We start from the raw sequence: 25,427 nt of genomic DNA, 5'->3' as shown, positions 1-25,427 counted from the left end.
CGATAGTCCGTGGCGGGCCTAGTGACCCATCCCGAGACCACCGTCGACGGGAATGACGGCGCCAGAAATGTAGGCAGCGTCGTCTCCCGCGAGGAACGAAGCCGCGCCCGCGATCTCGGCAACCTGGCCGAACCGGCCCGCAGGAATCGAACCGAGGTACTGCTGCTGCTGCGCCTCGGGAAGGGCGGCGGTCATGTCGGTCTCGACAAAACCGGGGGCGATCACGTTGGCCGTGATGCCCCGCGAACCGAGCTCACGCGTGAGCGAACGCGCGAAGCCCACGAGGCCCGCCTTTGAAGATGAATAGTTGATCTGGCCCGGGCCACCGTAGAGACCAACAACGCTTGAGATCAAAATGACGCGACCAAAGCGCCCCTTGAGCAGCCCCTTCGCGGCGCGTTTTACCACTCGGAAGGTGCCGGTCAGATTCGTGTCGATGACGCTCGTGAATTCTTCTTCCGTCATGCGCAGCAGCAGGGTGTCTTTCGTGATGCCAGCGTTTGCGACGACAACCTCAACCGGCCCAAGCTGCGCTTCGACTTCGCTAAACGCCGCGTCAATCGATGTGGCGTCGGTCATTTCGGCTCGCACAGTGAGTGATCCCTCCGGGCCCTCTCCCGAACGGGAGGTCACGGCAACACGGTGACCGTCTGCAAGCATGCGCTCGGCGATGGCGTAACCGATTCCACGGTTGCCGCCGGTGATGAGTACGGTGCGCGAGGTGGGCATGGGGATCCTTCCGTCTGAACAGCTGCGCCCAGCCTACCGACGCGCACGGACCGCTCACGGCATGGCGCGCGGTGATCCGGGGCGTGGACTCAGCTGGACAGCGTAGTCTTGGCAGGTACGGAGAAGGGGCGCATGGCAGAGAGTTACGACGTAACTTCGGCGGGGGTGAACCCGGTCGAAGACCGTGCGCACCGGATGCGCATGTACTTCATCGCGATGGCGCTCCGAGTGCTGTGCGTCGTGTCGCTCTTCTGGGTGCACGGCTGGTGGGTGCTGCTGGTAGGCGCTGGCGCTGTCATCCTGCCCTGGTTCGCGGTGCTCGTCGGCAACGCGGTTGCACACGGCGGCGAACACACGCCAGATGCTCCGGAACCGCTACAGCTCGAATCGGGCGAGCCCGAAGCTGTCGAGCCGAGCAACGTGGCGAACGAGGTCATCGTGATCGACGTTGCGCCAGAGCGTCGCGGAGCCGGGCGGCAGACGCCCGGTGATGCCGCGTGACCGGCGTCGTCACCCCCGCGCTGACGCTCGGCGGGACCCCCGATCGTCGCTTCGAGTGCTCACGCGCGGGGTGCACAGCGGAGGCCGTGTGGGCGTTGCTCTGGCGCAATCCCAAGATTCACGGCGCTGAGCGGCGTAAAACTTGGCTCGCCTGCGCCGAGCATCGCGACGTGTTACACGACTTTCTCGAGGCACGGAGTTTTCCGCTCGAGGTGCGAGCGGTCGGAGATCTCGATGACTGATCAGAGAACCATCGATCGGGATCCGCCAGCGGTCTCCGCCGGATCCCCGACGAACCCGTCGGCTGGTGCAGTCGGGTGGAGCTTCTTACGCTCCGGCCGCTGGGCCGGATACGCAGCGATGCTGTTGATCTTCTCGATCGCCTGCGTACTACTCGGAAATTGGCAGTTTGCGAGACGCGCGGAGGCCCGCGCCGAGATCGACCGAATCGACTCGAACTATGGCGCAGCTCCAGTGGCACTCACCGACGAGCTGCCCGATCTCGCAACATTTGACGAGGATCGCCAAAAGTGGAGCACGGTCGAAGTTCGGGGCGAGTACATCGGTGACCCGTTCCTCGCCCGAAACCGACCGGGGCCCGAGGGCGTCGGCTCTGACCTCATACAGGCACTTCGTACTGCCGATGGCTCGCTGTTCTTCGTCGACCGCGGATGGGTGCCCGTCGACGGCGCCGAGGCCGAGAATGTCGATGCCACCGAGCTGCCGACCCCGCCGGCTGGTGAGGTCACGGTGGAGGCTCGGCTGCGCGCCTCGGAGCCCGCGATCTCAGGTCGCACGACGTCGGGAAGGGCAGTCGCGAGTATCGAATTGCCCGAGCTCGCGAAGCTTGCTGACGCGACCGGTAACGCCTACACCGGCGCCTACGGCATGCTGATCTCAGAGTCACCCGAAGCGGAACACGGAGACTTGCCCGCGAAACCGGCGCGTGATGAGGGCCCCCACCTGTCATACGCCGTACAGTGGTACATCTTCATTATCATCGCCGTGATCGGCGTGATTTACGCTGCGAAGCGGGAGTATCGCACATTGAACGCCGGGAGCGACGAAGTGATCGAGCAGGATCGTAAGACCGCCGAACGAAAACGTCGACGCGGTCCGAGTGACGCCGACATCGAAGACGCTCTGCTCGATGACTAACGCGTTACGTTCGCGGCGCGCACTGCGCGCCGCCGTTCCCGGCGTGCTGTTGCTCGGTGCTGCACTCGCTGTGAGCGGGTGTGCCTCGCCGGTCGACCCTTCCGAGACGCGCGAGTCGCTCTCTGAGGTGACCGAGGACCCGTCACCGCCCGCTGCCGCTGAGACCTACGACGCGAAACTGCACCCGGAGCCCGTCGTCGATCCCGTCGATTGCGATCCGTATCTCGTGGTGACGGCTCGTGGCACCGGCGAGCCGAGTTCCGGCCAACTTCTGTCACCCGTAGCGCGGACGATCTCGAAGGCCCGGCCGGGCAGTGTTGAAGTGCTCGACCTCGATTACCCGGCCGACACTGACGTCAATGAGGGCGGAACGATCGGAACACGAACACTCATTGACATTTTGAACGTTCAGGCGGATGCATGCCCTGACCAGCGCTTCGTATTGCTGGGGTATTCGCAGGGCGCCCTTGTCGTCGGTGACGCGCTCGCTGACCCCGAAGCGCGGATGGTCGGCAGCACAGTCGGCACTGTAAGCGAGGAGGCGCTCACGCGCGTGCTCGCCGTCGTGCTCTACGGCGACCCGCGATTCGTGGGCGACGAGAAGTACAACGTTGGCACCTACGATCCGGAAGTCGACGGCCTACTCCCCCGACCCGAAGGGGCGCTCACTGCTGTGAGCACCAAGCTGCGTGACTACTGCGTTGAGGGTGACTTCATCTGCCAGAGCAGTCTCGACTTCAACGAGGAACCGCACATCGAGTACTACTCGAATGGCATGCAGGGCGAAGGAGCTGCCTTCGTAATCTCGAAGCTGGGCCGGCCTGATGAATCGCCTCGCGACTTTTCGGGCTCTCCTGCCACTCCCGGCACGCCCAGCACTCCTGAGAGCAAGGACTAGGCGAGTTCGATCAACTCGAGGTATTCCTTCGACCAGTGGTCTTCGGTTGCGTCGGGCATGATCAGCACGCGCTCGGGGTTCAGCGCTTCGACCGCCCCCGGGTCGTGAGAGACAAGCACAACGGCACCCGAGAAGTGCGCGAGGGCGTCGAGTACCTCTTCGCGGCTTGCCGGGTCAAGGTTGTTCGTGGGCTCATCGAGCAGCAGCACGTTCGCACTTGAGACGACCAGCATCGCGAGCGCGAGGCGGGTCTTTTCGCCGCCGGAGAGCACGCCAGCGGGCTTGTGCACGTCATCTCCGGTGAAGAGGAACGAGCCGAGGACGCGCCGCGCCTCGGTTTCGGTGAGATGCTGCGACACGGAAACCATGTTCTGCAGCACGCTCGCCTTGACGTCGAGCGTCTCGTGTTCCTGAGCGTAGTACCCGACCTTGAGACCGTGGCCCTCGATGAGATGACCTGTGTCGGCCTCATCGACACCAGCGAGCAAGCGCAGCAACGTGGTCTTACCGGCACCGTTCAGACCGAGAATAACGACCTTCGAACCGCGATCGATGGCAAGGTCGACGCCCGCGAAGATCTCTAGCGAACCGTAGGACTTCGAGAGGCCCTCCGCCATGAGAGGCGTCTTGCCGCAGGGCGACGGATCGGGGAACCGCAGCTTTGCCACGCGCTCGACTTGGCGCTCGTCCTCAAGACCAGCGAGCATTCTGTCGGCGCGGGCGACCATCTGGTGCGCAGCCGCGGCCTTCGAAGCCTTCGCCCCGAAGCGCGCGGCCTGATCCTTCAGCACCGACGCCTTCTTTTCGATGTTGCTGCGCTCCTTGCGGCGGCGCTCCTCGTCGGCGGCGCGCTGACGCAGGTACAGCTTCCAGTTCATGTTGTAGATGTCGATGACCTGACGGTTACCGTCCAGGTAGAACACGCGGTTCACCGTTTCACCTACGAGGTCGATGTCGTGGCTAATGACAATGACGCCGGCTTTTGAGTTCTTAAGGAACTCGCGCAACCAGACGATTGAGTCAGCGTCGAGGTGGTTTGTGGGCTCGTCGAGGATCATCGTGTCGGCGTCTGAGAACAAGATGCGTGCGAGTTCAATGCGGCGGCGCTGACCGCCAGAGAGCGTCTTCAGTGGCTGGTCGAGAATCCGGTCGGGTAGCCCGAGGTTGTTCGAGATCGAGGCGGCCTCAGACTCGGCAGCGTAGCCGCCGAGCGCCTGAAACCGGTCAGTGAGGTTACCGAAGCGCTTCATCGCCTTTTCGGCGACCGCGGGGTCCGTGGACGCCATGTCTTCGGTCGCTTTCGAGATGTTCTGTTGGAGCGTACCGAGTCCTCGGGCGTCGAGAATACGGTGGCGTGCGATCTGCTCGGGGTCGCCGGTGCGCGGGTCCTGCGGCAGGAAGCCGAGTTCGCCGGTCACCTTGATCTTGCCCTCCGCGGGCGGCAACTCCCCCGAGAGGGTACGCGTCAGCGTCGTCTTGCCGGCGCCGTTGCGCCCAACGAGGCCGATCTTGTCGCCGGGGTTCACGCGGAACGTGACGCCCGACATGAGGCGACGGGCGCCAACGTCGATGGCAAGGTCTTCGACGGAAATCATGGTGTAAAGGCTCCTAGTTGTGCCGGCTCAGCGCATCACAGGGAGACGTTCTCAGGCCAGGGCTGAGCGAAAGGGCAACCTGACCATCTTAGCCGCTCGCGGACCGAGTCGCTCTCAGGGGTGAATTTGCACGCCCTAAACCCCAGCCAACGCCGCCTCGTCAGCCCACAGCACCGTCTCGGTGGTGCCACTGATGAGCGCGGCGGGCAGCAGCGGCTCCGTGCGCGACACGACCCGGGAAATCGCATCTGCCTTGCCCGTGCCCGCAGCAATCAGCCAGACGCGCTCGGCTCGGCGCAGCGCAGGCAGCGTCAGCGTGACGCGCTCTGGCGGCGGCTTCGGCGACTCTCTAATGGCTATGGCGGCGGGCACATCGTCGCCCTCCGCCGAACCGGTGAGGAGCAATTCTGCGCGACCCGGAAACAGCGACGCGACGTGCCCGTCTGGGCCCACACCGTTGAGCGCAACGTCGATGCGGTCGATGCTCGACACGAGTTCCGCGTAGGCCGCGGCCGCCTCATCAAGCGTGAGCCCGGAGTCAGAACCGGCTACGCGGTGGACCAGTCCCTGATCAACCTCGACGCTGGCAAAGAACGCCGCGTCCGCCAGCAGATCATTGCGATCCTCATGCCCAACGGGAACCCAGCGCTCGTCACCCCAGATGAATTGCACGCGCGACCAGTTCACCGTATCCCGATCCGGGTGAGCGGCGAGAGCCTCTAGTGCGCGGGCTCCACCGGTACCGCCGGTGAGCACCACACAGGGCACTCCCCCATCGGCCTGGCGAGCGCGACACACCCCGATGAGGTCACCCGCGAGTGCGATGGCGAGCTCATCAAGATTCGCGTGCTGTTCGATGCGCATGTCGATTGGCTCCGAATCAGGTTCTCGCTACGCGAGGATCTCGCTGCGATCGCCCGACCACTGCGTGTGGAACGATCCCTCGCGGTCGATACGACGGTACGTGTGGGCGCCGAAGAAATCGCGCTGCCCCTGTACGAGTGCGGCTGGAAGCCGCTCAGCGCGGAGTCCGTCGTAGTACGCGAGCGACGATGAGAATGCCGGAGCGGGGATGCCCGCGGCGGTCGCGTGCACGACGACGCGTCGCCACGCCTCCTGCCCGCGCGATAGGGCGTCCGCAAAATACGGCGCGCTCATCAGCAGCGCAAGGTCGGCCTCGGCCGAGTATGCGTCGGCGATACGGTTCAGGAACTGCGCGCGGATAATGCAGCCCGCCCGCCAGATGCGGGAGATCGCGCCAAGGTCGATGGTCCAGTTGTATTCGGCGGCACCGGCGCGAATCTCGTCGAACCCCTGCGAGTATGCAACGATCTTGGAGGCGTACAGTGCCTGGCGCACATCTTCAATGAACGCTGCCTCATCGGACACGGTGATCGTCGCGGCGGGACCTGGCAACGCCGACGCCGCGGCCCGCTGCTCGGGATGCGACGAAAGCGATCGTGCAAACGTCGCCTCGGCGATGCCCGACACGGGAACGCCGAGCGCGAGTGCGGTCTGCACTGTCCAAGCGCCCGTGCCCTTCGCGCCGGCCTGGTCGAGAATTACGTCGACGAGCGGCTGACCGGTCGCCGCATCGGTCTGACGCAGCACCTCGGCAGTGATCTCAATGAGGTAGGACTCGAGCTCGCCCGTGTTCCACTCGGCAAAAATGTCGGCGATCTCCGCGGGCGACTTGCCCGTTCCCCGGCGAATCAGGTCATAGGCCTCGGCGATGAGCTGCATGTCGGCGTACTCGATGCCGTTGTGCACCATCTTCACGAAGTGCCCTGCGCCATCGTGGCCAACGTGCGTGACGCACGGCTCACCTTCGGCGACGGCCGCAATCGAGCGCAGGATCGGGCCGAGCGTCTGCCAGGCTTCATCGGATCCGCCGGGCATGATGCTCGGTCCGTTGAGCGCCCCCTCTTCGCCACCGGAGATGCCAGCGCCCACGAAGTTGATGCCTGTCGCGCGCACCGCACGCTCGCGGCGAATCGTATCGGGGAAGTACGCATTGCCGCCGTCGACAATGATGTCGCCGGGTTCGAATACCTCGACAAGCGAATCGATCGTCGCGTCGGTCGCGGCCCCAGCCTGCACCATGATGATCGCGGTGCGGGGCCTTTGCAGCGATGCAGCGAACTCTTCGTAACTGAACGCGGGCACAAACCCAGCTTCGGGATGCTCGGATACGAGCGTCTCCGTGCGCTGCGGGCTGCGGTTGAACACCGCGACTGTGTTCCCCTCGCGGCTCGCGAGGTTGCGCGACAGATTCGCTCCCATGACGGCGAGGCCTACGACCCCAATATTCGCTGCGCCTTCAGACACGCTGGCTCCTTCGTTCCTAGTCAATTGCTGGTCGAGTGCGACGCGCGGCTGCGCGCGAGCTGCTCAAGTACGCGGCCGTACATTACGTCTTCACCGAGGCCGCGCAGTTCTTCCGCAAGGCACTCGCTCAGCGTGCGCCGCGGCAACACGATCTCGTGGGTGGGCTGGCCGGGCTGGCTCAGCGCGGCGTGGGTCGGCGACAGCCGCTTCAACACTGCGTCGCTCCCCGCGCGAACGAGTCGCACTGAGTGCAGACCCTCAGCGTGCAGCGTGCGGTCAAGCAGTGTGCACGTCGTTGGTACCCCGAGCGCGAGTTCGAGCCAGGCCGCGAGCAGCTCGGTCGACGGCGAGGCTTCCGAACCAACGACCTCGACGGCCGTCACCGGCTCAAACGGCGGTTCATCGAGGATCGCTGCGAGATATTCGCGCCACCGTGTCAGGCGGGTCCATGCCAAGTCCGTGTCGCCAGCCGAGTACCCGGCGATTCGGGTATCCCACCCAGATCCGTCGGGCGCGGCTGCGTCGGTGATCCTGCGCTGCCCAATACGGCCGAGCGGGTCGGCGCCCGGGCGATCCGGCGCCTCCTCGGGCCACCACACGGCAACGGGCGCGTCGGGCAGCAGGAGCCCAGTGACGAGCCCCTCCACGCCGCTCGCGACCTCGCCCGAGGCCCTCAGCACGATGACATCGCTGGCGCCCGCGTCCGCGCCCACGCGAATCTCGGCGTCGAGACGATCTGCTTCGTCGGGCCGACTCAGCAGGACGATCACGCGCATCGGATGCTCGCTCGAGGCGTGATTCGCGGCCTCGATCACCGACTCATCAAGATCGCCGGAGGCCGAGATGACGAGGGTAAGTACGTGGCCGAGCGCCGAGACGCCGCTCTCCTGACGCATCGACACGAGGCGGCGAGTCACCGCGCTCACCGTCGTGTTGGGCAGAGTCTCAATCATGGGCGCCTCCACGTGCGGCCGTCGCGAGCCAGCATTTCGTCTGCCGAAGCAGGTCCCCACGAGCCCGGAACGTACTGTTCGACCGGCTCGTCGCGCTCGGCCCAGTGCTGTTCGATCGGGTCGAGAATGCGCCACGAGAGTTCAACCTCGGCCTGGCGCGGGAAGAGCGGCGCGTCGCCGAGCAGCACATCCAAGATGAGGCGCTCATACGCCTCTGGGCTCGCCTCGGTGAACGCGTGGCCGTAGCCAAAGTCCATGGTGACGTCGCGCACGCGCGTGCCGCTGCCCGGCACCTTGGCGCCAAATCGGATCGTGATGCCCTCGTCGGGCTGCACCCGGATCACGAGAGCGTTCGAGCCCTGCTCGACGCGCTGCGACTGACCAAACAGGTCACCCGGTTCCTTGCGGAAGACCACGGCGATCTCGGTGACGCGGCGGCCGAGACGCTTGCCCGTGCGGAGGTAAAACGGCACGCCCGTCCAGCGGCGTGTGTTCACGTTGAGCTTCATCGCGGCGAAGGTCTCGGTGCGCGAATCGGGCGCCATGCCCTCCTCGTCCAAGAACCCGTTGACCAGCTCGCCGCCCTGCCAACCCGCGGCATACTGACCGCGCGCTGTGGCGTGTTCGAGGTCTTCAGGCAGGCTGACCGCCTCAAGCACCTTCTCCTTCTCGGCACGCAGGTGCCTCGCGCTCAAACTAATCGGCTGTTCCATAGCCGTGAGAGCGAGCAGCTGGAGCAGGTGATTCTGGATCACGTCGCGCGCGGCGCCGACGCCGTCGTAGTATCCAGCGCGACCGCCGACTCCGATGTCTTCGGCCATCGTGATCTGCACGTGGTCGACGAAGTTTCGGTTCCAGATCGGCTCATACATCGCGTTAGCGAAGCGCAGCGCCAGAATGTTTTGCACTGTCTCTTTGCCGAGATAATGGTCGATACGGAAGATCGAATCGGGCGGGAACGCCGATTCAAGCACATCGTTGAGTTCACGAGCCGAGGCCAGGTCGTGTCCGAACGGCTTCTCAATGATCACACGTCGCCAGCGCTGGTCGTCCTCTGTGCGGTCGACGAGGCCAGAACTCGAGAGGTGCTTCGCAACCTCGGGAAACGCGGTTGGCGGAATCGAGAGGTAGAACGCGTGATTGCCCATCGTGCCGCGCTCGCGGTCAAGAGTCTCAACCGTGTCGCGCAACCGATCGTAGGCCTCGGGATCGTCAAACTGCCCCTGCACGAAGCGAATGCCCTCCGCGAGCTGCTGCCACGTTTCCTCCCGGAAAGGCGTTCGCGCGTACTTGCGCACGGCATCGTGCACGATCTCAGCGAAGTCGCGGTCCTTCCAGTCGCGTCGCGCAAACCCCACGAGCGCGAAGCCCGGCGGAAGCAGTCCGCGATTCGCGAGATCGTAGACCGCCGGCATGAGCTTCTTACGCGACAGGTCGCCGGTCACACCGAAGATGACGAGCGCGCTCGGCCCCGCAATGCGGCTGAGCCTCGGGTCATCTACTGAACGCAGAGGGTTGGAAGGAAGGTGCATCCCAGCCTTTCTCAAAAATCGCGGGGGCTCACGTTGCTGCACTCATAATCCGAATCGCGAATCCGGCCGCCTTAGGCGTGGCACTCGGATCAGAAACTACCCACCGGGCAGTTTCAAATCGCGAATCCGACCGCTTTCAGCGGGGCACTCGGATCAGAAACTACCCACCGGGCAGTTTCAAATCGCGAATCCGACCGCTTTCAGCGGGGCACTCGGATCAGAAACTGCCCACTGGGCAGTTTCAAATCGCGAATCCGAGTGCCCTCATCATGTCACGGCCGTCGTCGGTGATGCGCTCGGGCGTCCACGGCGGCATCCACACCCAGTTGATGCGGAATGCCGTGACGAGACCGTCGAGCGCCTCTGCGATGTCGTTCTCGATGACATCGGTCAGCGGGCATCCAGCGCTCGTGAGCGTCATGCTGATGACGAGGGCGTCGTGTTCCTCGTCGAACGCCAGATCGTAGATCAGACCGAGATCGACAATGTTCACGCCGAGCTCGGGGTCCGAGACGTTTTTCAATGCCTCGTACGCCTGCTCGCGGAACTCCGGGTCAATCGACTGGGGCACCGTGGTGGTTTCCTCGCTCATGCGGCCAGCCTACGCCCTAGGCGCTTTCGAGGAAGCGGTCGTAGCCCTCTTCCTCGAGGCGATTTGCGAGCTCGGGCCCGCCCTCTTCGGCGACGCGGCCGTTGACAAACACGTGCACGAAGTCGGGCTCGATGTACCGCAGGATGCGGGTGTAGTGGGTGATGAGCAGCACGCCAAGGCCGGTGTTCTGCTTGGCGCGGTTCACTCCCTCAGAGACGATCTTCAGCGCGTCAACGTCGAGGCCAGAGTCGGTCTCGTCGAGCACGGCGAACTTCGGCTTCAACAGCTCGAGCTGCAGAATCTCATTGCGCTTCTTCTCGCCGCCCGAGAAGCCCTCGTTAACATTACGCGCGGCGAAGGACTCGTCCATACGCAGATTGCCCATGGCCGCCTTCACGTCCTTCATCCAGGTACGGATGGGGGGCGCTTCGCCGTCGATCGCGGTCTTCGCGGTGCGCAAGAAGTTCGCGTTGGTGACGCCGGGAATCTCGACCGGGTACTGCATGGCGAGGAACACGCCAGCCTGAGCGCGCTCATCGACGCCCATTTCGAGTACCTCTTCGCCGTCGAGCAGGATCGACCCGCTCGTGACCTCGTAGCGCGGGTGGCCTGCGATCGCGTAAGCGAGCGTCGACTTGCCCGAGCCGTTCGGGCCCATGATCGCGTGCGTCTCGCCTTGCTTAATCGTCAGGTCGACACCCTTCAGGATCTGCTTGGCACCCTGCTCGGTCTCGACGCTGACGTGCAGGTCCTTGATTTCAAGAACGGAGCTCATGTGTTAAATCTCTTTCGTAACGTTGGGGTCGATGTACACGTCGCCGTCTTCGATCTCGACGACAAAAACGGGAACCGGCTCATAAGCCGGGAAATTCTCGGGGGCGCCAGTGACGAGCGAGAACGCGGAGCCGTGCGCCCAGCACTCCAACGTGTCGCCGTCGACGAACCCCTCGGAGAGGCTGACCTGACCGTGACTGCAGGTGTCACCGATCGCATGCACTGCGCCGGTTCCGTCGAGCACGATAGCGATCGGCACATCATCAACGACCACGCGGGTCGCCTGATCTTGCACGAGATCGCCTACGGCGAGCACCTTTTGCCTCGGCATCAGCGCACTGAACCCGCGAGTTCGGCGTCGACAGCGGCCTGCAGGCGCTCCTCCGTCGCCGCATCACCGATCTTCGCGATGACCTCGGCCAAGAACCCGCGCACAACAAGCTTGCGGGCCTCTTCGGCCGAAATGCCGCGGCTCTGCAGATAGAAGATGTGCTCGTCATCAAAGCGGCCGGTCGCGCTCGCGTGACCCGCACCCTCGATGTCACCGGTCTCGATTTCGAGGTTCGGAATCGAATCAGCGCGCGTGCCCTCGGTGAGAACCAGGTTGCGGTTCTGCTCATAGCTGTCTGTGCCCGCGGCGTTGTTCCGAATCAGCACGTCGCCGATCCACACCGTGTGCGCACCTTCGCCCTGCAGCGCACCCTTATAGGTGACCCTGCTGCGTGTGTGTGGAGCATCGTGATCCATGTAGACCTGGTGCTCAAGGTGCTGGCCAGCGTCAGCGAAGTATGCGCCGAGCGCCTCGCCGTTCGCGCCCTCGTGGTCGAGGTGGATCGACGGGTTCAAACGAACGACGCCGCCGCCGAGAGAGACAACGATGTGCGTGAGCGAGGCGTCACGGCCCACGCTCGCGAAGTGGCTCGCGAGCTGGATCGCTTCTTCGTTCCACTGCTGGACACTCACGACGGTGAGCTTCGCGCCGTCACCGACGACAATCTCGAGGTTCTCCGAGAGCTGAGCTGCACCCGTGTTCTCAATGATTACGAGGCCCTGCGAGTTCGGCGTCGCCTCGATGACGGTGTGCGCCGCGCGCGGAGCTGCGTCGAGGGAGTCGCGTGTGATGACCGCGGTCACCGACTCCTCAGACGAGACCGTAACGAGGTGAGCCTCGCCGAACGCCGACCAGGCAGCGGCCGAACCGCGCTCTTCTGGCGTTCCGGCGCGACCGATGCGGGAGTCATCACGGGCGATCCACTCGGAGGTCACGCCAGCGATATCGGTGACCGATACCGGCAGGCGCGATCCGTCGAGTTCGCCGTTCAACAGCGCGTCGAGCTTGGCGACGGGCGTGTACTTCCACACTGCTTCGCGGCCGGTGACCTCTGCAAAGTCGGCGACATCGGTCGACTTCGGTCGATCCGAACGCGTTTGCACAGGTATGCGATTAGCCCAGTCCCCGTCGGAGTGCTCGGTCAGTCCGTGCTGAGCCGTTTCCTTCGATGCAACAGCTTGCGTCATTATCCGACGGATCCTTCCATGCCCATCTCGATGAGCTTGTTCAGTTCGAGGGCGTACTCCATGGGCAACTCACGGGCGATCGGCTCGATGAAGCCGCGCACGATCATTGCCATGCCCTCTTCTTCGGCCATACCGCGGCTCATGAGGTAGAAGAGTTGCTCTTCACTCACGCGTGACACCGTGGCCTCGTGGCCGAGTTCCGCGTCGTCGGTGCGAATATCAATCGCTGGGTATGTGTCGCTGCGCGAAATCGTGTCGACGAGTAGCGCGTCACACACCACGGAATTCGCAGAGTGGCGCGCGTTCGCTTCAATGCGCACTTCACCACGGTAGCCGGTGCGGCCGCCGCCACGAGCGATCGACTTAGCGAGGATCGAAGACTTCGTGTTCGGCGCAAGATGGATCATCTTCGCGCCCGTGTCCTGGTGCTGCCCGGGACCTGCGAAAGCAACCGAGAGCGTTTCGCCCTTGGCATGCTCGCCAGTGAGGTAGATCGACGGGTATTTCATCGTGACCTTAGAGCCGATGTTGCCGTCGACCCACTCCATAGTCGCGCCCTCTTCAGCGATCGCGCGCTTCGTGACGAGGTTGTACACGTTCGTCGACCAGTTCTGGATGGTCGTGTACCGCACGCGGGCGTTCTTCTTCACGATGATCTCAACGACAGCCGAGTGCAGCGAATCCGATTTGTAGATCGGGGCGGTGCAGCCCTCGATGTAGTGCACGTAGCTGCCCTCGTCGGCAATGATCAGCGTGCGCTCAAACTGACCCATGTTTTCCGTGTTGATGCGGAAATAGGCCTGCAGCGGAATCTCGACGTGTACACCCTTCGGCACGTACACGAAGGAACCGCCCGACCACACAGAGGTGTTCAACGCAGCGAACTTGTTATCACCGGACGGGATGACCGTGCCGAAGTACTGTTCGAAGATCTCGGGGTGCTCTTTAAGCGCGGTGTCCGTATCGAGGAAGATGACGCCCTGCTCCTCCAGATCCTCGCGGATCTGGTGGTAGACGACCTCAGACTCATACTGAGCAGCGACACCCGCGACGAGGCGCTGGCGCTCAGCCTCGGGAATACCGAGACGCTCGTAGGTCTCTTTGATCTCCTCGGGAAGCTCTTCCCAGGTCGTCGCCTGCTTCTCCGTAGAACGGACGAAGTATTTGATGTTGTCGAAGTCGATCGCTGAGAGATCAGCTCCCCACGCCGGCATTGGCTTGCGATCGAAGATCTGCAGCGCCTTGAGTCGACGCTTCAGCATCCACTCGGGCTCGTTCTTCAACGCCGAGATTTCGCGCACGACCTGCTCGCTCAGCCCGCGCTTTGCGATTGCGCCCGCCTCGTCGCTGTCGTGCCAGCCGAATTCGTACTGGCCCAAGCCTTCGAGCTCGGGTCGGTCGATCAGTACCTCAGGCATGATCCCTCCCTCTTCTTCGTCTCGCCCGGGAAACCGTGGCCGAGCCGGAGGGATCCGGCCGGTGGAGTGCGCGAGCTCCGTGAGTGGACGCACACATCGGGTTCCCTGCAGCGGTGCAGTATTCTGGGCGTCGAACGGGGCCGAGGTAATTCGATGCGGAGCATCGAACCATCGCATTGCCGTTCGCAACCACAGCTTCCCATTCTACAGGTTTCCGATTCATTCGGGGGATGTCCGCTCAGGGCGTCGCACAACACTGGGAGGCAGCCGAGAGGAGACTCGTTGTCCAGCGCGCCCACTGCCAGCACACCCCGCACACGGATTGATTCCCGTGGCTTCGGCACTCCCTCGCGCTTCCTGCGCGTGATGGCGTGGGTGTCGTTTGTGCTGAACACCGTCATCATCGGAACGGGCGGCGCCGTTCGCCTCACCGGCTCGGGGCTCGGGTGCCCGAACTGGCCGCTCTGCGCGCCGGGATCGCTCATCCCCACCGAGGAGCTGAGCTATCACTCACTGATCGAGTTCGGAAACCGCACGATCTCCGGGCCCTTGCTCATCAGCGCCATTCTGGTCGTCATATTGACGTGGCGGATTCGCGCGTCGCGGCGAGATCTGTTCAGCATCTCCGTGGTGGTGCTCGGCCTTGTCCTGCTGCAGGCACTGATCGGCGGCATCATTGTGTGGTTGCACTTGAATGCGAACCTCGTCGGCATCCACTACGTCATCTCGCTTTCGCTCGTGTGCATCACGGCGGCGTACCTCGCGCGGATGTATGACGTCGCGGGGCCCAGAGAGCGCGCGGTTCCTCAAGCCTTTGCGATCCTGACCCATATCACGACGTTCGTGATGGCAATCACCGTCATCGTGGGTGTGCTGACGACGGGATCGGGCCCGCACTCGGGCGACTCGACGATTCAGCGCGACGGTATCGATGCGCTCCTGATGAGCCACATCCACTCGTGGCCGGGCTACGCAGCGTTCGCGCTGACGCTGACGCTGCTCGTGTGGGCGGCCGCCCGTCGACTGCGACCGCTGCGCTGGATCATCGTGCTGTTCGCCGCGCTCATCGTGCAGATCGCTCTTGGCATTTACCAGGCCCGCAATGGGCTCCCGGCGCTGTCGGTGGGCATACACATGGTGCTCGCGGCCCTCACCGCGGCAACAATGACGGTCGTCGTGCTCCGCCTGAAGCGCCCCGCCACAAAGCTCGAGGCCTAGGCCAGGGCCTCTCCTCACTTCCCTTCCCCTTCCTTCCCTCCTTTGCCCTTCGCGGGTGAGCAATTTTTGACACTTTCACACCTTGGGGTGACCAAAATTGCTCACCCGCGAGGTGAGGGGCTGCGGGAGTCGGGCGCGTCAGCGAGTTTGAGCTGCGGGATCGCTGACTCCGTGGGAGCGCTTGGCGGATAACGCTCCTCGAGGAGCTTGGCGAGCGGCGGGCGTGGGCGCCGGGGCACTCGGTCCAAAAACTTCAACATGCGTTGCGCAAGTCCACGGTAGTCATGAAGCACGTCTTCTCGATGCACGATCATGACTCGCCAACCGGCGTCGCGTGCGGCCTCGAGTCGACGGATGTCCTTCAGGTACTGACTTCGCACCGTGCGATGCTGTTCGCCGTCGTATTCGATGATTCGTTTGACCGCGACATCACCGAGGTCGAAACGCCCGATCCAAGTCCCGTTCGCATCGCGCACCTCGAGTTGCAGTTCAAGGTCGTCGATGCCAACCCGATATCCAACGATTCGTGTCAACGATTCCATTCGGGACTCTGCGCCGTCGCGGGCAAGCTTCGCGACTTGCCGCAATCGCCGGGCTCCCGGGCCTTGAGCTTGCTCCGAAAACTGACGGAGGCCGTCGATGCGGGTGGATGACATGTGGACTCCAGTCGCATGCCCCAATCGGACCAAGTGATCCGCAGCGACGACAAGCTCAACGAACGGAATTCCGCTCGCCGCTGCCTGAAGCAACGCCTGCAGAGGCTCAACCACAGGAAGTCGCATTCCGCGCCGTGCGGGCTCGAAACGAGTCGCACTGAGGAACACTATTCGTTCGCTCCGCTTGCGGCGGTGTCCCCGGACCCCGACGCACCGAACCTGCCCGCGATCTAGACGCGATTCGACATCAACGGGGCAATCGTGAAGGACCCGGATCGGGCAGCCGAATAGGGCGAGCGCGGTGACGTGGCTGAAGCACTCCCCCGGCCGCAAGCGCGGCACATAGTTGACGGCTCGTTCGGCGAGCGAGGGTCCGCCACTTGAGACCACGCGAACTCCAGAAAAGGGTGCCGCGAGAGAACGATGACGCAGTGCGCGTGCTGTGAGGTTGCGCGCGGCCTCGTCCGAAGTGAGAAATGGTCTGTCTCCGAATATCGCGCGGACATGTTCAATGTGTGTCATGCACCCAGGTTCGGGGTCGCCGACGAGTCCGTGCGAGTAATCCACAGGCACGCCACCAAATAGGTAGCGTGCGCGAATCCGACCCCTCTGTGAGCGACGCTGTCTCGCTCAAGTCCCACGCGGGAACTTACCCACCACTCCCCGAGGCCCGTGCGAGGCCACTCGCCTCTCGGGTGAGCAATATTTGACGCGGATCGGGCCGAAAGTGACAGAAATTGCTCACCCGCGAAGGGGTGAGCAGGACCCCAAGCCTCAGGCCCAAACCCCCAAGCCCCGAGAGCCGTAGCTAGAAGGGCAGCAGCGCGTCGATCGCGATCGCTAGGGAGATGATCGAGAGGTAGATGTTGGCCGTGTGGAAGACCTGCATCGGCTTGCCTGATTCACCGCGAATCGCGTGCCCGTAGAGTCGGTGCGCCTGCACGATGAAGTAGCCACCGAAGACGAGCGACGCGACCGTATACGTCCACCCCATCTCAGCAACAGGAATGAGGAGCAGGCTCGCCGCCACAGTCGCCCACGTGTACAAAATCACCTGGAGGCCGACGGTGACCCGCCCGCGCACGACACCCAGCATGGGCACGCCAGCCGCGGCATAGTCGTTGCGGTACTTCATTGACAGGGGCCAGTAGTGCGCCGGCGTCCACAGGAAGATGACGAGAAACAGCACCCACGCTGGCCAGTCGAGCGAGCCGGTCACAGCCGCCCATCCGATCAGCACCGGGAAGCAACCCGCGATACCGCCCCACACGATGTTCTGCTCGCTGTGGCGCTTCAACACGATCGTGTAGATCACCACGTAGAAGAAGATGGCGCCAGCCGAGAGGGCCGCCGCGAGCAGATTTGTCGTAACAGCGAGCCAGACGACCGAGAAGATTCCCATGACCCACGAGAAAATCAGCGCGTTGCGATCCGAGATCTCGCCCGTGACAAGCGGACGGTTCTCAGTGCGCTTCATCTTGCGATCCATGTCGCGATCGATGTAGCAGTTGAACGCGCCAGCTGATCCGGCACTCATCGCCCCGCCGACCAGCGTCGCGAGCACTAGCCAGAGGTTAGGCAGCCCACCCTGCGCCAGAATCATCGCCGGCACCGTGACCACGAGCAGCAGCTCCATCACGCGAGGTTTCGTCAGAGAGACGTAGTTCTTGACCGTGCGGCCGAACGACGGTCGCCCGGCGGTGGCTCGGGCCTGAGTCTGGGCTGGATTCTGCGTGGACATCACCCCCTATGGTACCTCGCTGTTCGATAAGATTGTGCCGGGGAGCGCCAAGGCGGCGCAGGCCTCATTCCGGTCGGAAAGGAACGTCTTGGCGAACGAACTGCAGTGGGATGAACTCGACGATCGCGCGGTAGACACCGCGCGTGTACTCGCGGCTGACGCCGTGGAAAAGGTGGGCAACGGCCACCCGGGCACGGCGATCAGCCTGGCCCCGGTCTCCTACCTCTTGCACCAGAAGGTGCTGCGTCACGACCCGTCCGACCCACACTGGGTTGGCCGAGACCGCTTCATCCTGTCGGTGGGGCACTCTTCGCTGACGCAGTACGTGCAGCTTTACCTCGGTGGCTACGGGCTTGAGCTCGAAGACCTCGAGTCGCTGCGCACCTGGGGCTCGAAGACTCCGGGTCACCCTGAGTTCGGCCACACCGACGGCGTTGAAATCACTACCGGCCCACTTGGCCAGGGACTCGCATCGGCAGTGGGGTTCGCGTACGCGGCTCGCTACGAGCGCGGCCTGTTCGATCCCCAGGCAGCACCGGGCACGAGCCCGTTCGACCACTTCGTCTACGTGGTGGCCGGCGACGGCGATCTGCAGGAGGGCGTGACCAGCGAAGCGTCGTCGCTCGCGGGCCATCAGGAGCTCGGCAACCTCATCGCCATTTACGATTCCAACCAGATCTCAATTGAAGACGACACGAACATCTCGTTCTCCGAGGACGTCGCGAAGCGCTATGACTCCTATGGCTGGCAGGTCATCGAGGTCGACTGGAAGAAGACCGGAGCATACGTCGAAGACGTCTCAGAACTCTATGCGGCCATCCAATCGGCGCAGGCTGAGACGACGAAGCCCTCTCTCATTATTGTCAAGACGATCATCGGCTGGCCCTCACCCGGCAAGCAGAACACCGGCGGCATTCACGGCTCGAAGCTGGGCGCCGAAGAGCTGGCCGGGCTGAAGACCGCCCTCGGGTTCGACCCCGAACAGCACTTCGCTGTGGCGCCAGAGGTGATTGCTCACACGCGTGAGGCCGTGCAGCGGGGCGCCGACAAGCGCGCTGAGTGGCAGCTCGGATTTGACGCCTGGGCTGCAGCGAACCCCGAGCACAAAGCGCTCTTCGATCGCGTGGAATCACAGCAGTTGCCGGACGGCGCTTTCGAGGCGCTGCCCACATTCGAACCTGGCGAGAGCATCGCCACACGCGCTGCGAGCGGCAAGGTGCTTGCGGCACTCGGTCCGATCATGCCCGAGCTGTGGGGTGGCTCTGCTGACCTCGCCGGATCGAACAACACGACGATCCCCGGCGTGCCGTCCTTCGTACCCGTCGAGCGTTCCACCGGTGCGTGGCAGGGTGATCCCTACGGCCGCGTGCTGCACTTCGGCATTCGCGAGCACGCCATGGGCGCGATCCTGAACGGTATTCAGCTGCACGGAAAGACCCGCAGCTACGGTGGCACGTTCCTGATTTTCAGCGATTACATGCGGCCCGCAGTGCGACTCGCGGCGCTGATGAATGTGCCGTCGATCTTCGTCTGGACGCACGATTCGATCGCGCTCGGTGAAGACGGCCCGACACACCAGCCCATTGAGCAGCTGGCGACTCTGCGCGCGATTCCGAACCTTGCAGTCGTGCGCCCCGCCGACGCGAACGAAACCGCGATCGCGTGGCACGAAATGCTCACCCGCACCGCCGGCCCCACCGGCATCGCGCTCACTCGCCAGAATGTCCCGGTGCTGCCGCGCGGTGGCGACTTCGCGTCGGTCGAGGAGGCAACCGATGGCGTGCGCCGCGGCGCGTACGTGCTCGCCGACTCCCCCACCGGTTCGGTCGACGTGCTGCTCATCGGCACGGGTTCCGAGGTGCAGCTCGCCGTTGAGGCACGCGAGCGTCTGGCCGCAGACGGCATCGGCGCGCGCGTCGTTTCGGCGCCGAGCCTGGAGTGGTTCGCCGAGCAGACCGAGGAGTACCGCGAGAGCGTACTGCCCAAGTCTGTTACTGCCCGCGTGAGCGTCGAAGCCGGGCTCTCACTCGGCTGGGAACGCTTCGTCGGCGATCGCGGCCGCTCGGTGTCGATCGAGCACTTCGGCGCCTCCGCCGACTACGAGACCCTCTTCCGCGAGTTCGGCATCACGACCGACGCAGTTGTCGCAGCAGCGCGCGCGTCGATCGCTGCCTGAACCCGCCCTCCCGAAAGGAATATCACTCAGTGTCAAATTCCCACACCGCCGCCCTCAGCGAGGCCGGCGTCAGCATCTGGCTCGACGACCTGTCGCGCCGCCGCCTCGAGAGCGGCGAACTGGCCTCCCTCGTTGAGACGCTCAATGTTGTCGGCGTCACCACGAACCCGACGATCTTCGCGAACGCAATCGGTGGGGGCGACGGTTACGGCGACCGCCTTGCTGACGCTGCCGCCCGTGGCCTCGACGCCGATGCCGCGATTGTCGAGTTGACGACCGCTGACGTCGCCGACGCGTGCGATCTGCTCACCGGGGTGTACGCCGACACGAACGGCCGCGATGGCCGTGTCTCGATCGAAGTTGAGCCCGGCCTCGCCCGCGATACCGCCGGCACCGCTCAGCAGGCTCGCGAGCTCTGGGCTCGCGTCGATCGCCCGAACGCAATGATCAAGATTCCGGCAACGGTCGAGGGTCTCGACGCGATCACCGAGACCATTGCCGCTGGAATCAGCGTCAATGTGACGCTGATCTTTAGCCTTGAGCGCTACCGTCAGGTCATCAACGCCTACCTCGCTGGACTCGAGCGTGCGCGTGCCGCCGGCATCGATATCTCGACGATCCACTCGGTCGCTTCGTTCTTCGTGTCACGCGTCGATTCAGAGGTCGACCGTCGACTGCGGGAGGTCGGCACGCCCGAGGCGCTCGCGCTCACCGGCCAGGCTGGCATCGCCAACGCGCGTCTCGCGTACGAGGTGTTCGAGCAGTCGTTCGCGAGCGAGCGAGCCAGCTTCCTCGTGGGGCTTGGCGCGAACCCGCAGCGTCCGTTGTGGGCCTCGACCGGTGTGAAAGATCCCGCGCTCGTCGACACCGCGTACGTCACGGGTCTCATCGCGCCGAACACGGTCAACACGATGCCCGAGGCGACGCTGCAGGCGTTTGCCGATCACGGCCACGCACCCGGAAACACGATTTCGGGAGCGTATCTCGAGTCCAACCAGGTGCTGAATGCGATCGACGCCCAGGGCGTCGACTATGCAGAGGTGACCGAGCTGCTCGAGCAGGAAGGCCTGCAGAAGTTCGACGCCTCCTGGGCCGAGCTGCTGGGCACGGTGGAGCAGGCACTTCGAGAGGCACGCTGAGCATGGCACTCGAAGTGACCATCGCCGAGGGTGTCGCGAACTCGGAGGAAAGCGCTTCCGCTCTCGAATCGCTCGTCACCGATCGCGTCGCGAGTCGCATTTTCGCGCACGACGCAACGCTCTGGGGCGAAGCCGCGGAGGCGGAGGCTGCAGTGCGCCTCGGATGGACCGACGTCGCCGAGGCCGCGAACGCGCTGATCCCCGAGATCGAGTCCCTTCGAAGCGATCTACAGGCGGCCGGCGTCGACCGCATCGTGCTGTGCGGCATGGGCGGCTCAAGCTTGGCCCCCGCCGTCATCACGCGCTGGGCGGGAGTTGATCTCACCATGATCGACTCCACGCATCCAGACGTCGTGCGACGCGCGCTTGCCGGCGATCTCGCTCGCACCACAGTCGTGGTGAGTTCGAAGTCGGGCGGCACTATCGAGACCCGCAGCCACCTCGCCGCGTTTGAAGCGGCGTTCCGCACTGCGGGCATCGAGCCCACGGAGCGCGTCGTGATCGTGACGGACCCGGGTTCACCGCTCGAAGCAGATTCACGCGCGGCGGGCCGTCGAGTCTTTACCGCCGATCCGAACGTCGGAGGCCGTTTTTCGGCTTTGACGGCGTTCGGCCTTGTGCCTTCGGGCCTCGCGGGAGCCGATCTGCGCGCACTCGTCGCCGAAGCGGAAGCCGTGCGGGAGACGCTCGCGGTTGATTCAGCCGAGAACCCGGCGCTGCGCCTTGCGACCGCCGTCGCCACCGGACTCCCCCGGCGCTTCGTGCTGGCAGTAACCGAGATCGGCTCAGCCAGCTGGGGGCTCGGTCACTGGATCGAGCAGCTCGTCGCTGAGTCAACGGGTAAAGACGGCCACGGTGTCTTGCCCATCGCCCTCGAAACGGGCGCGCCCGAACTCGCTGAGGTTCCCGAGAGCGCGATCGTCGTCACTATTGCAGGAGACGGGGAAGACGCTGCGCGAGCAACTGACTCACGCACCGCAATTGCCGTCTCGGGCACTCTGGGCGCGCAGCTGCTGACCTGGGAGGTTGCCACAGCAGTTCTCGGCAGATTGATGGGCATCGACCCGTTCAATCAGCCCGACGTTGAATCAGCGAAGGTTGCCGCGCGCAGCGCACTCGACAGTGACGCTGCCGATGCGGGTGACGGCGGCCGCGTACTCACAGACCTCGCCGGGGCGAGCCTGGTCGCGGCGCCCGAGGGCTCCGACATCACAGACGCTGCAGGGCTGATCGCGCAGCTGCGCGAAGCCGCACGTGGTGCAGGGTATGTGTCGGTTCAGGCATACCTCGATCCTCAGGGCGACGAGGCGGCTCCGCTGCAGAGTCTGCGCGACGAACTCGCAGAACAGCTCGCGAAGCCGGTGGCACTCGGGTGGGGGCCGAGCTACTTGCACTCGACCGGTCAGCTCCATAAGGGCGGGCCTGCGGAAGCGGCGTTCCTCCAGCTCACGGCGCAGGATCTCACACCGCTCCCCATCCCCGGCTCCGAGCGAGGCTTCGACGCTCTTATTGCCGCGCAAGCGCGCGGCGACCGCACCGTACTCGCCGAGCGCGGCAGGCCGGTGTTCGCGCTCTCGTGCCCTGACCCCGCGGCGACCGTCACAGCGCTCATCGCGGCGCTCGACCAGGACTGATCGAAGCGAGCAGCCGCCCGCAACACGGCGCACACAACACAGAAACGCACAGAGAAGGGCCCCGGGCAACTGCCCGGGGCCCTTCTCTGTGTTGTCGACTGCGGTAGCGGTCTACGCCGACTTGCGTGCGGTGCCGCGACGCGTGCGGAGCTTCTGGAGTGCCGCCTCGAGCAGCTCCTCCGCCTCCTCGGGCGTGCGACGCTCTTTCACATACGCGAGGTGCGTCTTGAAAGGCTCGTTCTTCGGGAGCAACGGCGGATTCTCTTTGTCGCGCCCGGCCGGAAGGCCGGTCGTTGGAGAATCAATCTGCTCGGGAATGTCTTCGGTCGGAACGTCCGCTGCGAAGTAGCGAACGGTCTCATTGCCGAGGGCGTCCCAATATGAAATCTGCGTGCGTTCGGCGCGTGAGCCGTGATCCTTCTCCCCCATGGGGCCGGAACCGACGCGTGCGCCACGGATGGCGTTACTGCCTGCCACGAATTACCTTTCTGCTGCTGTCGGAGTCTGCGCGTCGAACTAGACGACGGAAAAGCGCGCTATAAGCCCGAGGCCGATGATCGATGCGCCCCAGATGAGAGACACGACGACCGTAATGCGGTTGAGGTTGCGCTCCGCGACTCCCGATGAGCCGAGGCTCGAGGTCACGCCGCCACCGAACATGTCGGAGAGGCCACCACCGCGCCCCTTGTGGAGCAGGATGAACAGCGTGAGCAGCAGGCTTGTCAGCACAAGGATGACGAGCAGGATGATCTTCAGAATGAGCACGAAGTGCACCTTTCGAGGTCGCGGGCGCGTAAGGCCAACGTCCAGTATAGCGTGGAGCCGAGTTAGCCGGCCGTCACGTGCTTCTTGAACTGAATGATCCGAGTAAACTCGTCGACTTTCAGGCTCGCGCCACCGATCAGGGCGCCGTCAATATTCGGCTGTCGCATGAACCCCGCAATATTTTGACTGGCGACGGATCCTCCGTACAGTACGCGGATCGCAACCGCACGGTCGTCGCCACGTAGCTCACGCAGGTGCTCGCGCAGCGCGCGGGCGACCTCTTCGGCCTGCTCCGGAGTTGCTGCCTGACCACTGCCGATCGCCCAAACGGGCTCGTACGCGACCACAAACTCGGCATCCTGGGGAAGGTGAGCGAGCGCCGCGGTCAACTGTGCAATCGGGATCGCGGCTGCGCCGTGCTGTTCGAGGTCTTCCGCGGTCTCACCGACACAAATCATGGGCACGATGCCGGCAGCGTGCGCAGCGCGCGCTTTGAGCCCGACCGTGTCATCGCTTTCGGAGTGACCGTGACGGCGCTCGGAGTGGCCTACCAGCGCGTACCGTACGTCGAGCTTGGCGAGCATAGCTGCCGAGATATCGCCGGTGTAGGCGCCAGACTCGTGCGGCGAGACATCTTGCGCGCCCAGCGTCAGCGAGAGCTTGTCGGCGGCGAGCAGGGTCTGCACTGAGCGAAGATCGGTGAACGGCGGGAACACCGCAACCTCGGCTTCGGAGAAGTCATGACGAACATCTTTCAGACCCCACGCGAGCTTCTGCACCAGCGCGATGGCTTGGAGGTGGTCGAGATTCATCTTCCAATTGCCAGCGATCAGGGGGGTGCGATTTCCCTGCGGCAGCGGCTCCCGAATTTCAGGGACCTCGGTGTTCTGATTGGTCATGCCAGTACCTCCAAGCCGGGCAACGACTTGCCCTCCAAGTATTCAAGACTCGCACCGCCACCGGTGGAGATGTGACCGAACTGGTCGTCAGCGAAACCGAGTGCGCGCACCGCCGCGGCCGAGTCGCCACCGCCGACGACGGTGAACCCGTCGGTTTCGGTGAGGGCGCGAGCGACTGTACGCGTGCCGGCGGCAAACGCCTCGAGTTCAAACACACCCATCGGCCCGTTCCAGAACACAGTGGCAGAGTCGGCAATGATCGCCGCGAACGCTGCAGCAGAATCGGGCCCGATATCGAGCCCCAGCCCACTGGCGCCGAAGCTTGACGATTCAATGGCGTCTGCGGGGACGATCTCGTGCGCCGCGTCAGCCGCAAACTTCTCGGCAACCACGATGTCGGTCGGGAGCACGATGCGGACACCCCGCCGCTCAGCCTCGGCAAGATAGCCGCGCACCGTATCCAGTTGATCTGCCTCAAGCAGGCTGGCGGCGACCGCGTGACCCTGCGCCGCGAGGAAGGTGAACAGCATGCCGCCCCCGATGAGCAGGGTGTCTACGCGTTCCAGAAGGTGCGCGATGACGCCGAGTTTGTCGGAGACCTTCGATCCGCCGAGCACAACCGTATACGGGCGCTGCGCATCTACTGTCAGCTTTTGCAGCACTTCGAGTTCGGCTGCAACAAGCCGGCCCGCTGCGCTCGGAAGCAGCTGAGCGAGTTCGTACACGCTCGCCTGCTGCCGGTGCACCACGCCGAATCCGTCGGAGATGAACGCGTCGCCGAACGCCGCGAGTTGCTGTGCGAACGCGCGACGCTCGGACTCGTCCTTGCTCGTTTCAGCGGCGTTGAACCGCAGGTTCTCGAGGAGCACCACGTCACCGTCGGAGAGTTCGCCGACCGCCGCAGAAGCAGCGTCTCCGACCGTCTCTTCGACGAAGCGCACCGGCGCGTCCAGCAGCTCGCTCATCCGCTCCGCGACCGGCCGCAGCGAATACTGCGGGTCGGGTTCACCCTTTGGGCGGCCGAGGTGACTGATGAGCACTACTCGTGCTCCAGCCTCTCGCAACTCGCGGATCGTAGTGAGTGAGGCGCGAATGCGGCCATCATCTGAGATGACGCCGTCGCTCAGTGGGACATTGAGGTCGCAGCGGACGATGACCGTCCGGGAACGCAACGCTCCGAGTGATTCGATGGTGCGCATAGGG

At 64.3% G+C, this 25,427-nt stretch carries 25 protein-coding genes; 8 read left to right on the top strand and 17 right to left on the bottom strand.

The features are described from left to right. Positions 1–18 precede the first annotated feature (18 nt). Positions 19–729: a 3-oxoacyl-ACP reductase FabG gene (gene fabG, locus ACFWHR_RS11660; RefSeq protein WP_382448468.1), complete on the bottom strand. Its 711-nt coding sequence runs from the start codon at positions 727–729 to the stop codon at positions 19–21. Between the two features lie 132 nt (positions 730–861). Between fabG and ACFWHR_RS11655 the strand changes: the two genes are divergently transcribed. From ACFWHR_RS11655 to ACFWHR_RS11640, 4 genes are read left to right on the top strand one after another with little or no spacing between them, the layout of a single operon-like run. After that, the gene (locus ACFWHR_RS11655; protein ID WP_382448467.1) at positions 862–1,230 is read left to right on the top strand and encodes a DUF3099 domain-containing protein; all 369 of its coding nucleotides are present in this window, start codon (positions 862–864) and stop codon (positions 1,228–1,230) included. Next, a complete protein-coding gene (locus ACFWHR_RS11650) occupies positions 1,227–1,472 on the top strand; it encodes a hypothetical protein (protein WP_382448466.1) in 246 nt (81 codons plus the stop codon). Before ACFWHR_RS11655 ends, ACFWHR_RS11650 begins: the two co-directional genes overlap by 4 nt. After that, complete coding sequence (locus ACFWHR_RS11645) at positions 1,465–2,388, top strand: SURF1 family protein (protein ID WP_382448465.1); 924 nt, start codon at positions 1,465–1,467, stop codon at positions 2,386–2,388. Before ACFWHR_RS11650 ends, ACFWHR_RS11645 begins: the two co-directional genes overlap by 8 nt. Beyond that, a complete protein-coding gene (locus tag ACFWHR_RS11640; RefSeq protein ID WP_382448464.1) occupies positions 2,381–3,286 on the top strand; it encodes a cutinase family protein in 906 nt (301 codons plus the stop codon). The genes ACFWHR_RS11645 and ACFWHR_RS11640 overlap by 8 nt, the downstream gene beginning before the upstream one ends. On the opposite strand, the gene ACFWHR_RS11635 is transcribed toward ACFWHR_RS11640, so the two are convergent. The 10 genes from ACFWHR_RS11635 to sufB all read right to left on the bottom strand — a co-directional run bounded on the left by ACFWHR_RS11635 (position 3,283) and on the right by sufB (position 13,996). Beyond that, positions 3,283–4,881 (bottom strand): ABC-F family ATP-binding cassette domain-containing protein, encoded by a 1,599-nt coding sequence (locus ACFWHR_RS11635; RefSeq protein WP_382448463.1) that lies wholly within the window; start codon positions 4,879–4,881, stop codon positions 3,283–3,285. The genes ACFWHR_RS11640 and ACFWHR_RS11635 overlap by 4 nt on opposite strands. A gap of 135 nt (positions 4,882–5,016) precedes the next feature. Then, positions 5,017–5,745 (bottom strand): 6-phosphogluconolactonase, encoded by a 729-nt coding sequence (gene pgl, locus ACFWHR_RS11630; RefSeq protein ID WP_382448462.1) that lies wholly within the window; start codon positions 5,743–5,745, stop codon positions 5,017–5,019. 27 nt (positions 5,746–5,772) lie between these two features. Next, complete coding sequence (gene gndA / locus ACFWHR_RS11625; protein ID WP_382448461.1) at positions 5,773–7,209, bottom strand: NADP-dependent phosphogluconate dehydrogenase; 1,437 nt, start codon at positions 7,207–7,209, stop codon at positions 5,773–5,775. 20 nt (positions 7,210–7,229) lie between these two features. Further along, a complete protein-coding gene (locus ACFWHR_RS11620) occupies positions 7,230–8,162 on the bottom strand; it encodes a glucose-6-phosphate dehydrogenase assembly protein OpcA (RefSeq protein ID WP_382448460.1) in 933 nt (310 codons plus the stop codon). Further along, positions 8,159–9,694: a glucose-6-phosphate dehydrogenase gene (zwf, locus tag ACFWHR_RS11615; RefSeq protein WP_382448459.1), complete on the bottom strand. Its 1,536-nt coding sequence runs from the start codon at positions 9,692–9,694 to the stop codon at positions 8,159–8,161. The genes ACFWHR_RS11620 and zwf overlap by 4 nt, the downstream gene beginning before the upstream one ends. A gap of 241 nt (positions 9,695–9,935) precedes the next feature. Continuing rightward, the gene (locus ACFWHR_RS11610; protein WP_211648429.1) at positions 9,936–10,286 is read right to left on the bottom strand and encodes a metal-sulfur cluster assembly factor; all 351 of its coding nucleotides are present in this window, start codon (positions 10,284–10,286) and stop codon (positions 9,936–9,938) included. 16 nt (positions 10,287–10,302) lie between these two features. Then, positions 10,303–11,061, bottom strand: coding sequence for a Fe-S cluster assembly ATPase SufC (gene sufC, locus ACFWHR_RS11605; protein ID WP_382448458.1), 759 nt, complete (start codon positions 11,059–11,061; stop codon positions 10,303–10,305). A gap of 3 nt (positions 11,062–11,064) precedes the next feature. Beyond that, positions 11,065–11,391: a non-heme iron oxygenase ferredoxin subunit gene (locus ACFWHR_RS11600; protein WP_382448457.1), complete on the bottom strand. Its 327-nt coding sequence runs from the start codon at positions 11,389–11,391 to the stop codon at positions 11,065–11,067. After that, entirely contained in the window at positions 11,391–12,578 is a 1,188-nt protein-coding gene (gene sufD / locus ACFWHR_RS11595; RefSeq protein WP_382448456.1) for a Fe-S cluster assembly protein SufD, read from the bottom strand. Before sufD ends, ACFWHR_RS11600 begins: the two co-directional genes overlap by 1 nt. After that, positions 12,578–13,996 carry a Fe-S cluster assembly protein SufB gene (gene sufB, locus ACFWHR_RS11590; protein WP_382448455.1) on the bottom strand — a complete coding sequence of 473 codons (1,419 nt, stop codon included), beginning with the start codon at positions 13,994–13,996 and terminating at the stop codon, positions 12,578–12,580. The genes sufD and sufB overlap by 1 nt, the downstream gene beginning before the upstream one ends. Positions 13,997–14,278: 282 nt before the next feature. Here sufB and ACFWHR_RS11585 point away from each other — a divergent pair, with 282 nt between their 5' ends. Continuing rightward, on the top strand, positions 14,279–15,214 hold the full coding sequence (locus ACFWHR_RS11585; RefSeq protein ID WP_382448454.1) for a heme A synthase: 936 nt from the start codon (positions 14,279–14,281) through the stop codon (positions 15,212–15,214). Between the two features lie 101 nt (positions 15,215–15,315). On the opposite strand, the gene ACFWHR_RS11580 is transcribed toward ACFWHR_RS11585, so the two are convergent. Beyond that, positions 15,316–15,870, bottom strand: a complete 555-nt coding sequence (locus ACFWHR_RS11580; RefSeq protein ID WP_382448453.1) for a DUF559 domain-containing protein — start codon at positions 15,868–15,870, stop codon at positions 15,316–15,318. An 808-nt stretch (positions 15,871–16,678) separates the two neighbouring features. Continuing rightward, the gene (locus tag ACFWHR_RS11575; protein WP_382448452.1) at positions 16,679–17,611 is read right to left on the bottom strand and encodes a heme o synthase; all 933 of its coding nucleotides are present in this window, start codon (positions 17,609–17,611) and stop codon (positions 16,679–16,681) included. An 88-nt stretch (positions 17,612–17,699) separates the two neighbouring features. On the opposite strand from ACFWHR_RS11575, the gene tkt reads away from it, so the two are divergent. From tkt to ACFWHR_RS11560, 3 genes are read left to right on the top strand one after another with little or no spacing between them, the layout of a single operon-like run. Beyond that, positions 17,700–19,787 (top strand): transketolase, encoded by a 2,088-nt coding sequence (tkt, locus tag ACFWHR_RS11570; RefSeq protein WP_382448451.1) that lies wholly within the window; start codon positions 17,700–17,702, stop codon positions 19,785–19,787. 29 nt (positions 19,788–19,816) lie between these two features. After that, the gene (tal, locus tag ACFWHR_RS11565; protein ID WP_382448450.1) at positions 19,817–20,926 is read left to right on the top strand and encodes a transaldolase; all 1,110 of its coding nucleotides are present in this window, start codon (positions 19,817–19,819) and stop codon (positions 20,924–20,926) included. A gap of 2 nt (positions 20,927–20,928) precedes the next feature. Beyond that, positions 20,929–22,560 carry a glucose-6-phosphate isomerase gene (locus tag ACFWHR_RS11560; RefSeq protein WP_382448449.1) on the top strand — a complete coding sequence of 544 codons (1,632 nt, stop codon included), beginning with the start codon at positions 20,929–20,931 and terminating at the stop codon, positions 22,558–22,560. Between the two features lie 111 nt (positions 22,561–22,671). Here ACFWHR_RS11560 and ACFWHR_RS11555 read toward each other — a convergent pair whose 3' ends face one another. The 4 genes from ACFWHR_RS11555 to ACFWHR_RS11540 form a co-directional block, all read right to left on the bottom strand. Then, positions 22,672–23,037, bottom strand: coding sequence for an RNA polymerase-binding protein RbpA (locus ACFWHR_RS11555; RefSeq protein ID WP_382448448.1), 366 nt, complete (start codon positions 23,035–23,037; stop codon positions 22,672–22,674). A 39-nt stretch (positions 23,038–23,076) separates the two neighbouring features. Then, a complete protein-coding gene (gene secG, locus ACFWHR_RS11550; RefSeq protein ID WP_382448447.1) occupies positions 23,077–23,325 on the bottom strand; it encodes a preprotein translocase subunit SecG in 249 nt (82 codons plus the stop codon). Between the two features lie 62 nt (positions 23,326–23,387). Next, positions 23,388–24,224, bottom strand: coding sequence for a triose-phosphate isomerase (gene tpiA, locus ACFWHR_RS11545; RefSeq protein WP_382448446.1), 837 nt, complete (start codon positions 24,222–24,224; stop codon positions 23,388–23,390). Continuing rightward, a complete protein-coding gene (locus ACFWHR_RS11540; protein WP_382448445.1) occupies positions 24,221–25,423 on the bottom strand; it encodes a phosphoglycerate kinase in 1,203 nt (400 codons plus the stop codon). Before ACFWHR_RS11540 ends, tpiA begins: the two co-directional genes overlap by 4 nt. Positions 25,424–25,427 lie beyond the last annotated feature (4 nt).

The organism is Leucobacter sp. NPDC058333 (assembly GCF_042726155.1).
Lineage (GTDB): Bacteria > Actinomycetota > Actinomycetes > Actinomycetales > Microbacteriaceae > Leucobacter.
The sequence above is the reverse complement of the archived record's forward strand: the minus strand, read 5'-3'. Positions and strand labels throughout refer to the sequence as shown.

Excerpts from the sequence above, each read along its gene's own strand:
- fabG (WP_382448468.1), bottom strand. The coding sequence starts at position 729 with ATGCCCACCTCGCGCACCGTACTCATCACCGGCGGCAACCGTGGAATC.
- ACFWHR_RS11655 (WP_382448467.1), top strand. The coding sequence starts at position 862 with ATGGCAGAGAGTTACGACGTAACTTCGGCGGGGGTGAACCCGGTCGAA.
- ACFWHR_RS11645 (WP_382448465.1), top strand. The coding sequence starts at position 1,465 with ATGACTGATCAGAGAACCATCGATCGGGATCCGCCAGCGGTCTCCGCC.
- ACFWHR_RS11640 (WP_382448464.1), top strand. The coding sequence starts at position 2,381 with ATGACTAACGCGTTACGTTCGCGGCGCGCACTGCGCGCCGCCGTTCCC.
- ACFWHR_RS11635 (WP_382448463.1), bottom strand. The coding sequence starts at position 4,881 with ATGATTTCCGTCGAAGACCTTGCCATCGACGTTGGCGCCCGTCGCCTC.
- pgl (WP_382448462.1), bottom strand. The coding sequence starts at position 5,745 with ATGCGCATCGAACAGCACGCGAATCTTGATGAGCTCGCCATCGCACTC.
- ACFWHR_RS11620 (WP_382448460.1), bottom strand. The coding sequence starts at position 8,162 with ATGATTGAGACTCTGCCCAACACGACGGTGAGCGCGGTGACTCGCCGC.
- zwf (WP_382448459.1), bottom strand. The coding sequence starts at position 9,694 with ATGCACCTTCCTTCCAACCCTCTGCGTTCAGTAGATGACCCGAGGCTC.
- ACFWHR_RS11610 (WP_211648429.1), bottom strand. The coding sequence starts at position 10,286 with ATGAGCGAGGAAACCACCACGGTGCCCCAGTCGATTGACCCGGAGTTC.
- sufC (WP_382448458.1), bottom strand. The coding sequence starts at position 11,061 with ATGAGCTCCGTTCTTGAAATCAAGGACCTGCACGTCAGCGTCGAGACC.
- ACFWHR_RS11600 (WP_382448457.1), bottom strand. The coding sequence starts at position 11,391 with ATGCCGAGGCAAAAGGTGCTCGCCGTAGGCGATCTCGTGCAAGATCAG.
- sufD (WP_382448456.1), bottom strand. The coding sequence starts at position 12,578 with ATGACGCAAGCTGTTGCATCGAAGGAAACGGCTCAGCACGGACTGACC.
- sufB (WP_382448455.1), bottom strand. The coding sequence starts at position 13,996 with ATGCCTGAGGTACTGATCGACCGACCCGAGCTCGAAGGCTTGGGCCAG.
- ACFWHR_RS11580 (WP_382448453.1), bottom strand. The coding sequence starts at position 15,870 with ATGTCATCCACCCGCATCGACGGCCTCCGTCAGTTTTCGGAGCAAGCT.
- ACFWHR_RS11575 (WP_382448452.1), bottom strand. The coding sequence starts at position 17,611 with ATGTCCACGCAGAATCCAGCCCAGACTCAGGCCCGAGCCACCGCCGGG.
- ACFWHR_RS11560 (WP_382448449.1), top strand. The coding sequence starts at position 20,929 with ATGGCACTCGAAGTGACCATCGCCGAGGGTGTCGCGAACTCGGAGGAA.
- tpiA (WP_382448446.1), bottom strand. The coding sequence starts at position 24,224 with ATGACCAATCAGAACACCGAGGTCCCTGAAATTCGGGAGCCGCTGCCG.
- ACFWHR_RS11540 (WP_382448445.1), bottom strand. The coding sequence starts at position 25,423 with ATGCGCACCATCGAATCACTCGGAGCGTTGCGTTCCCGGACGGTCATC.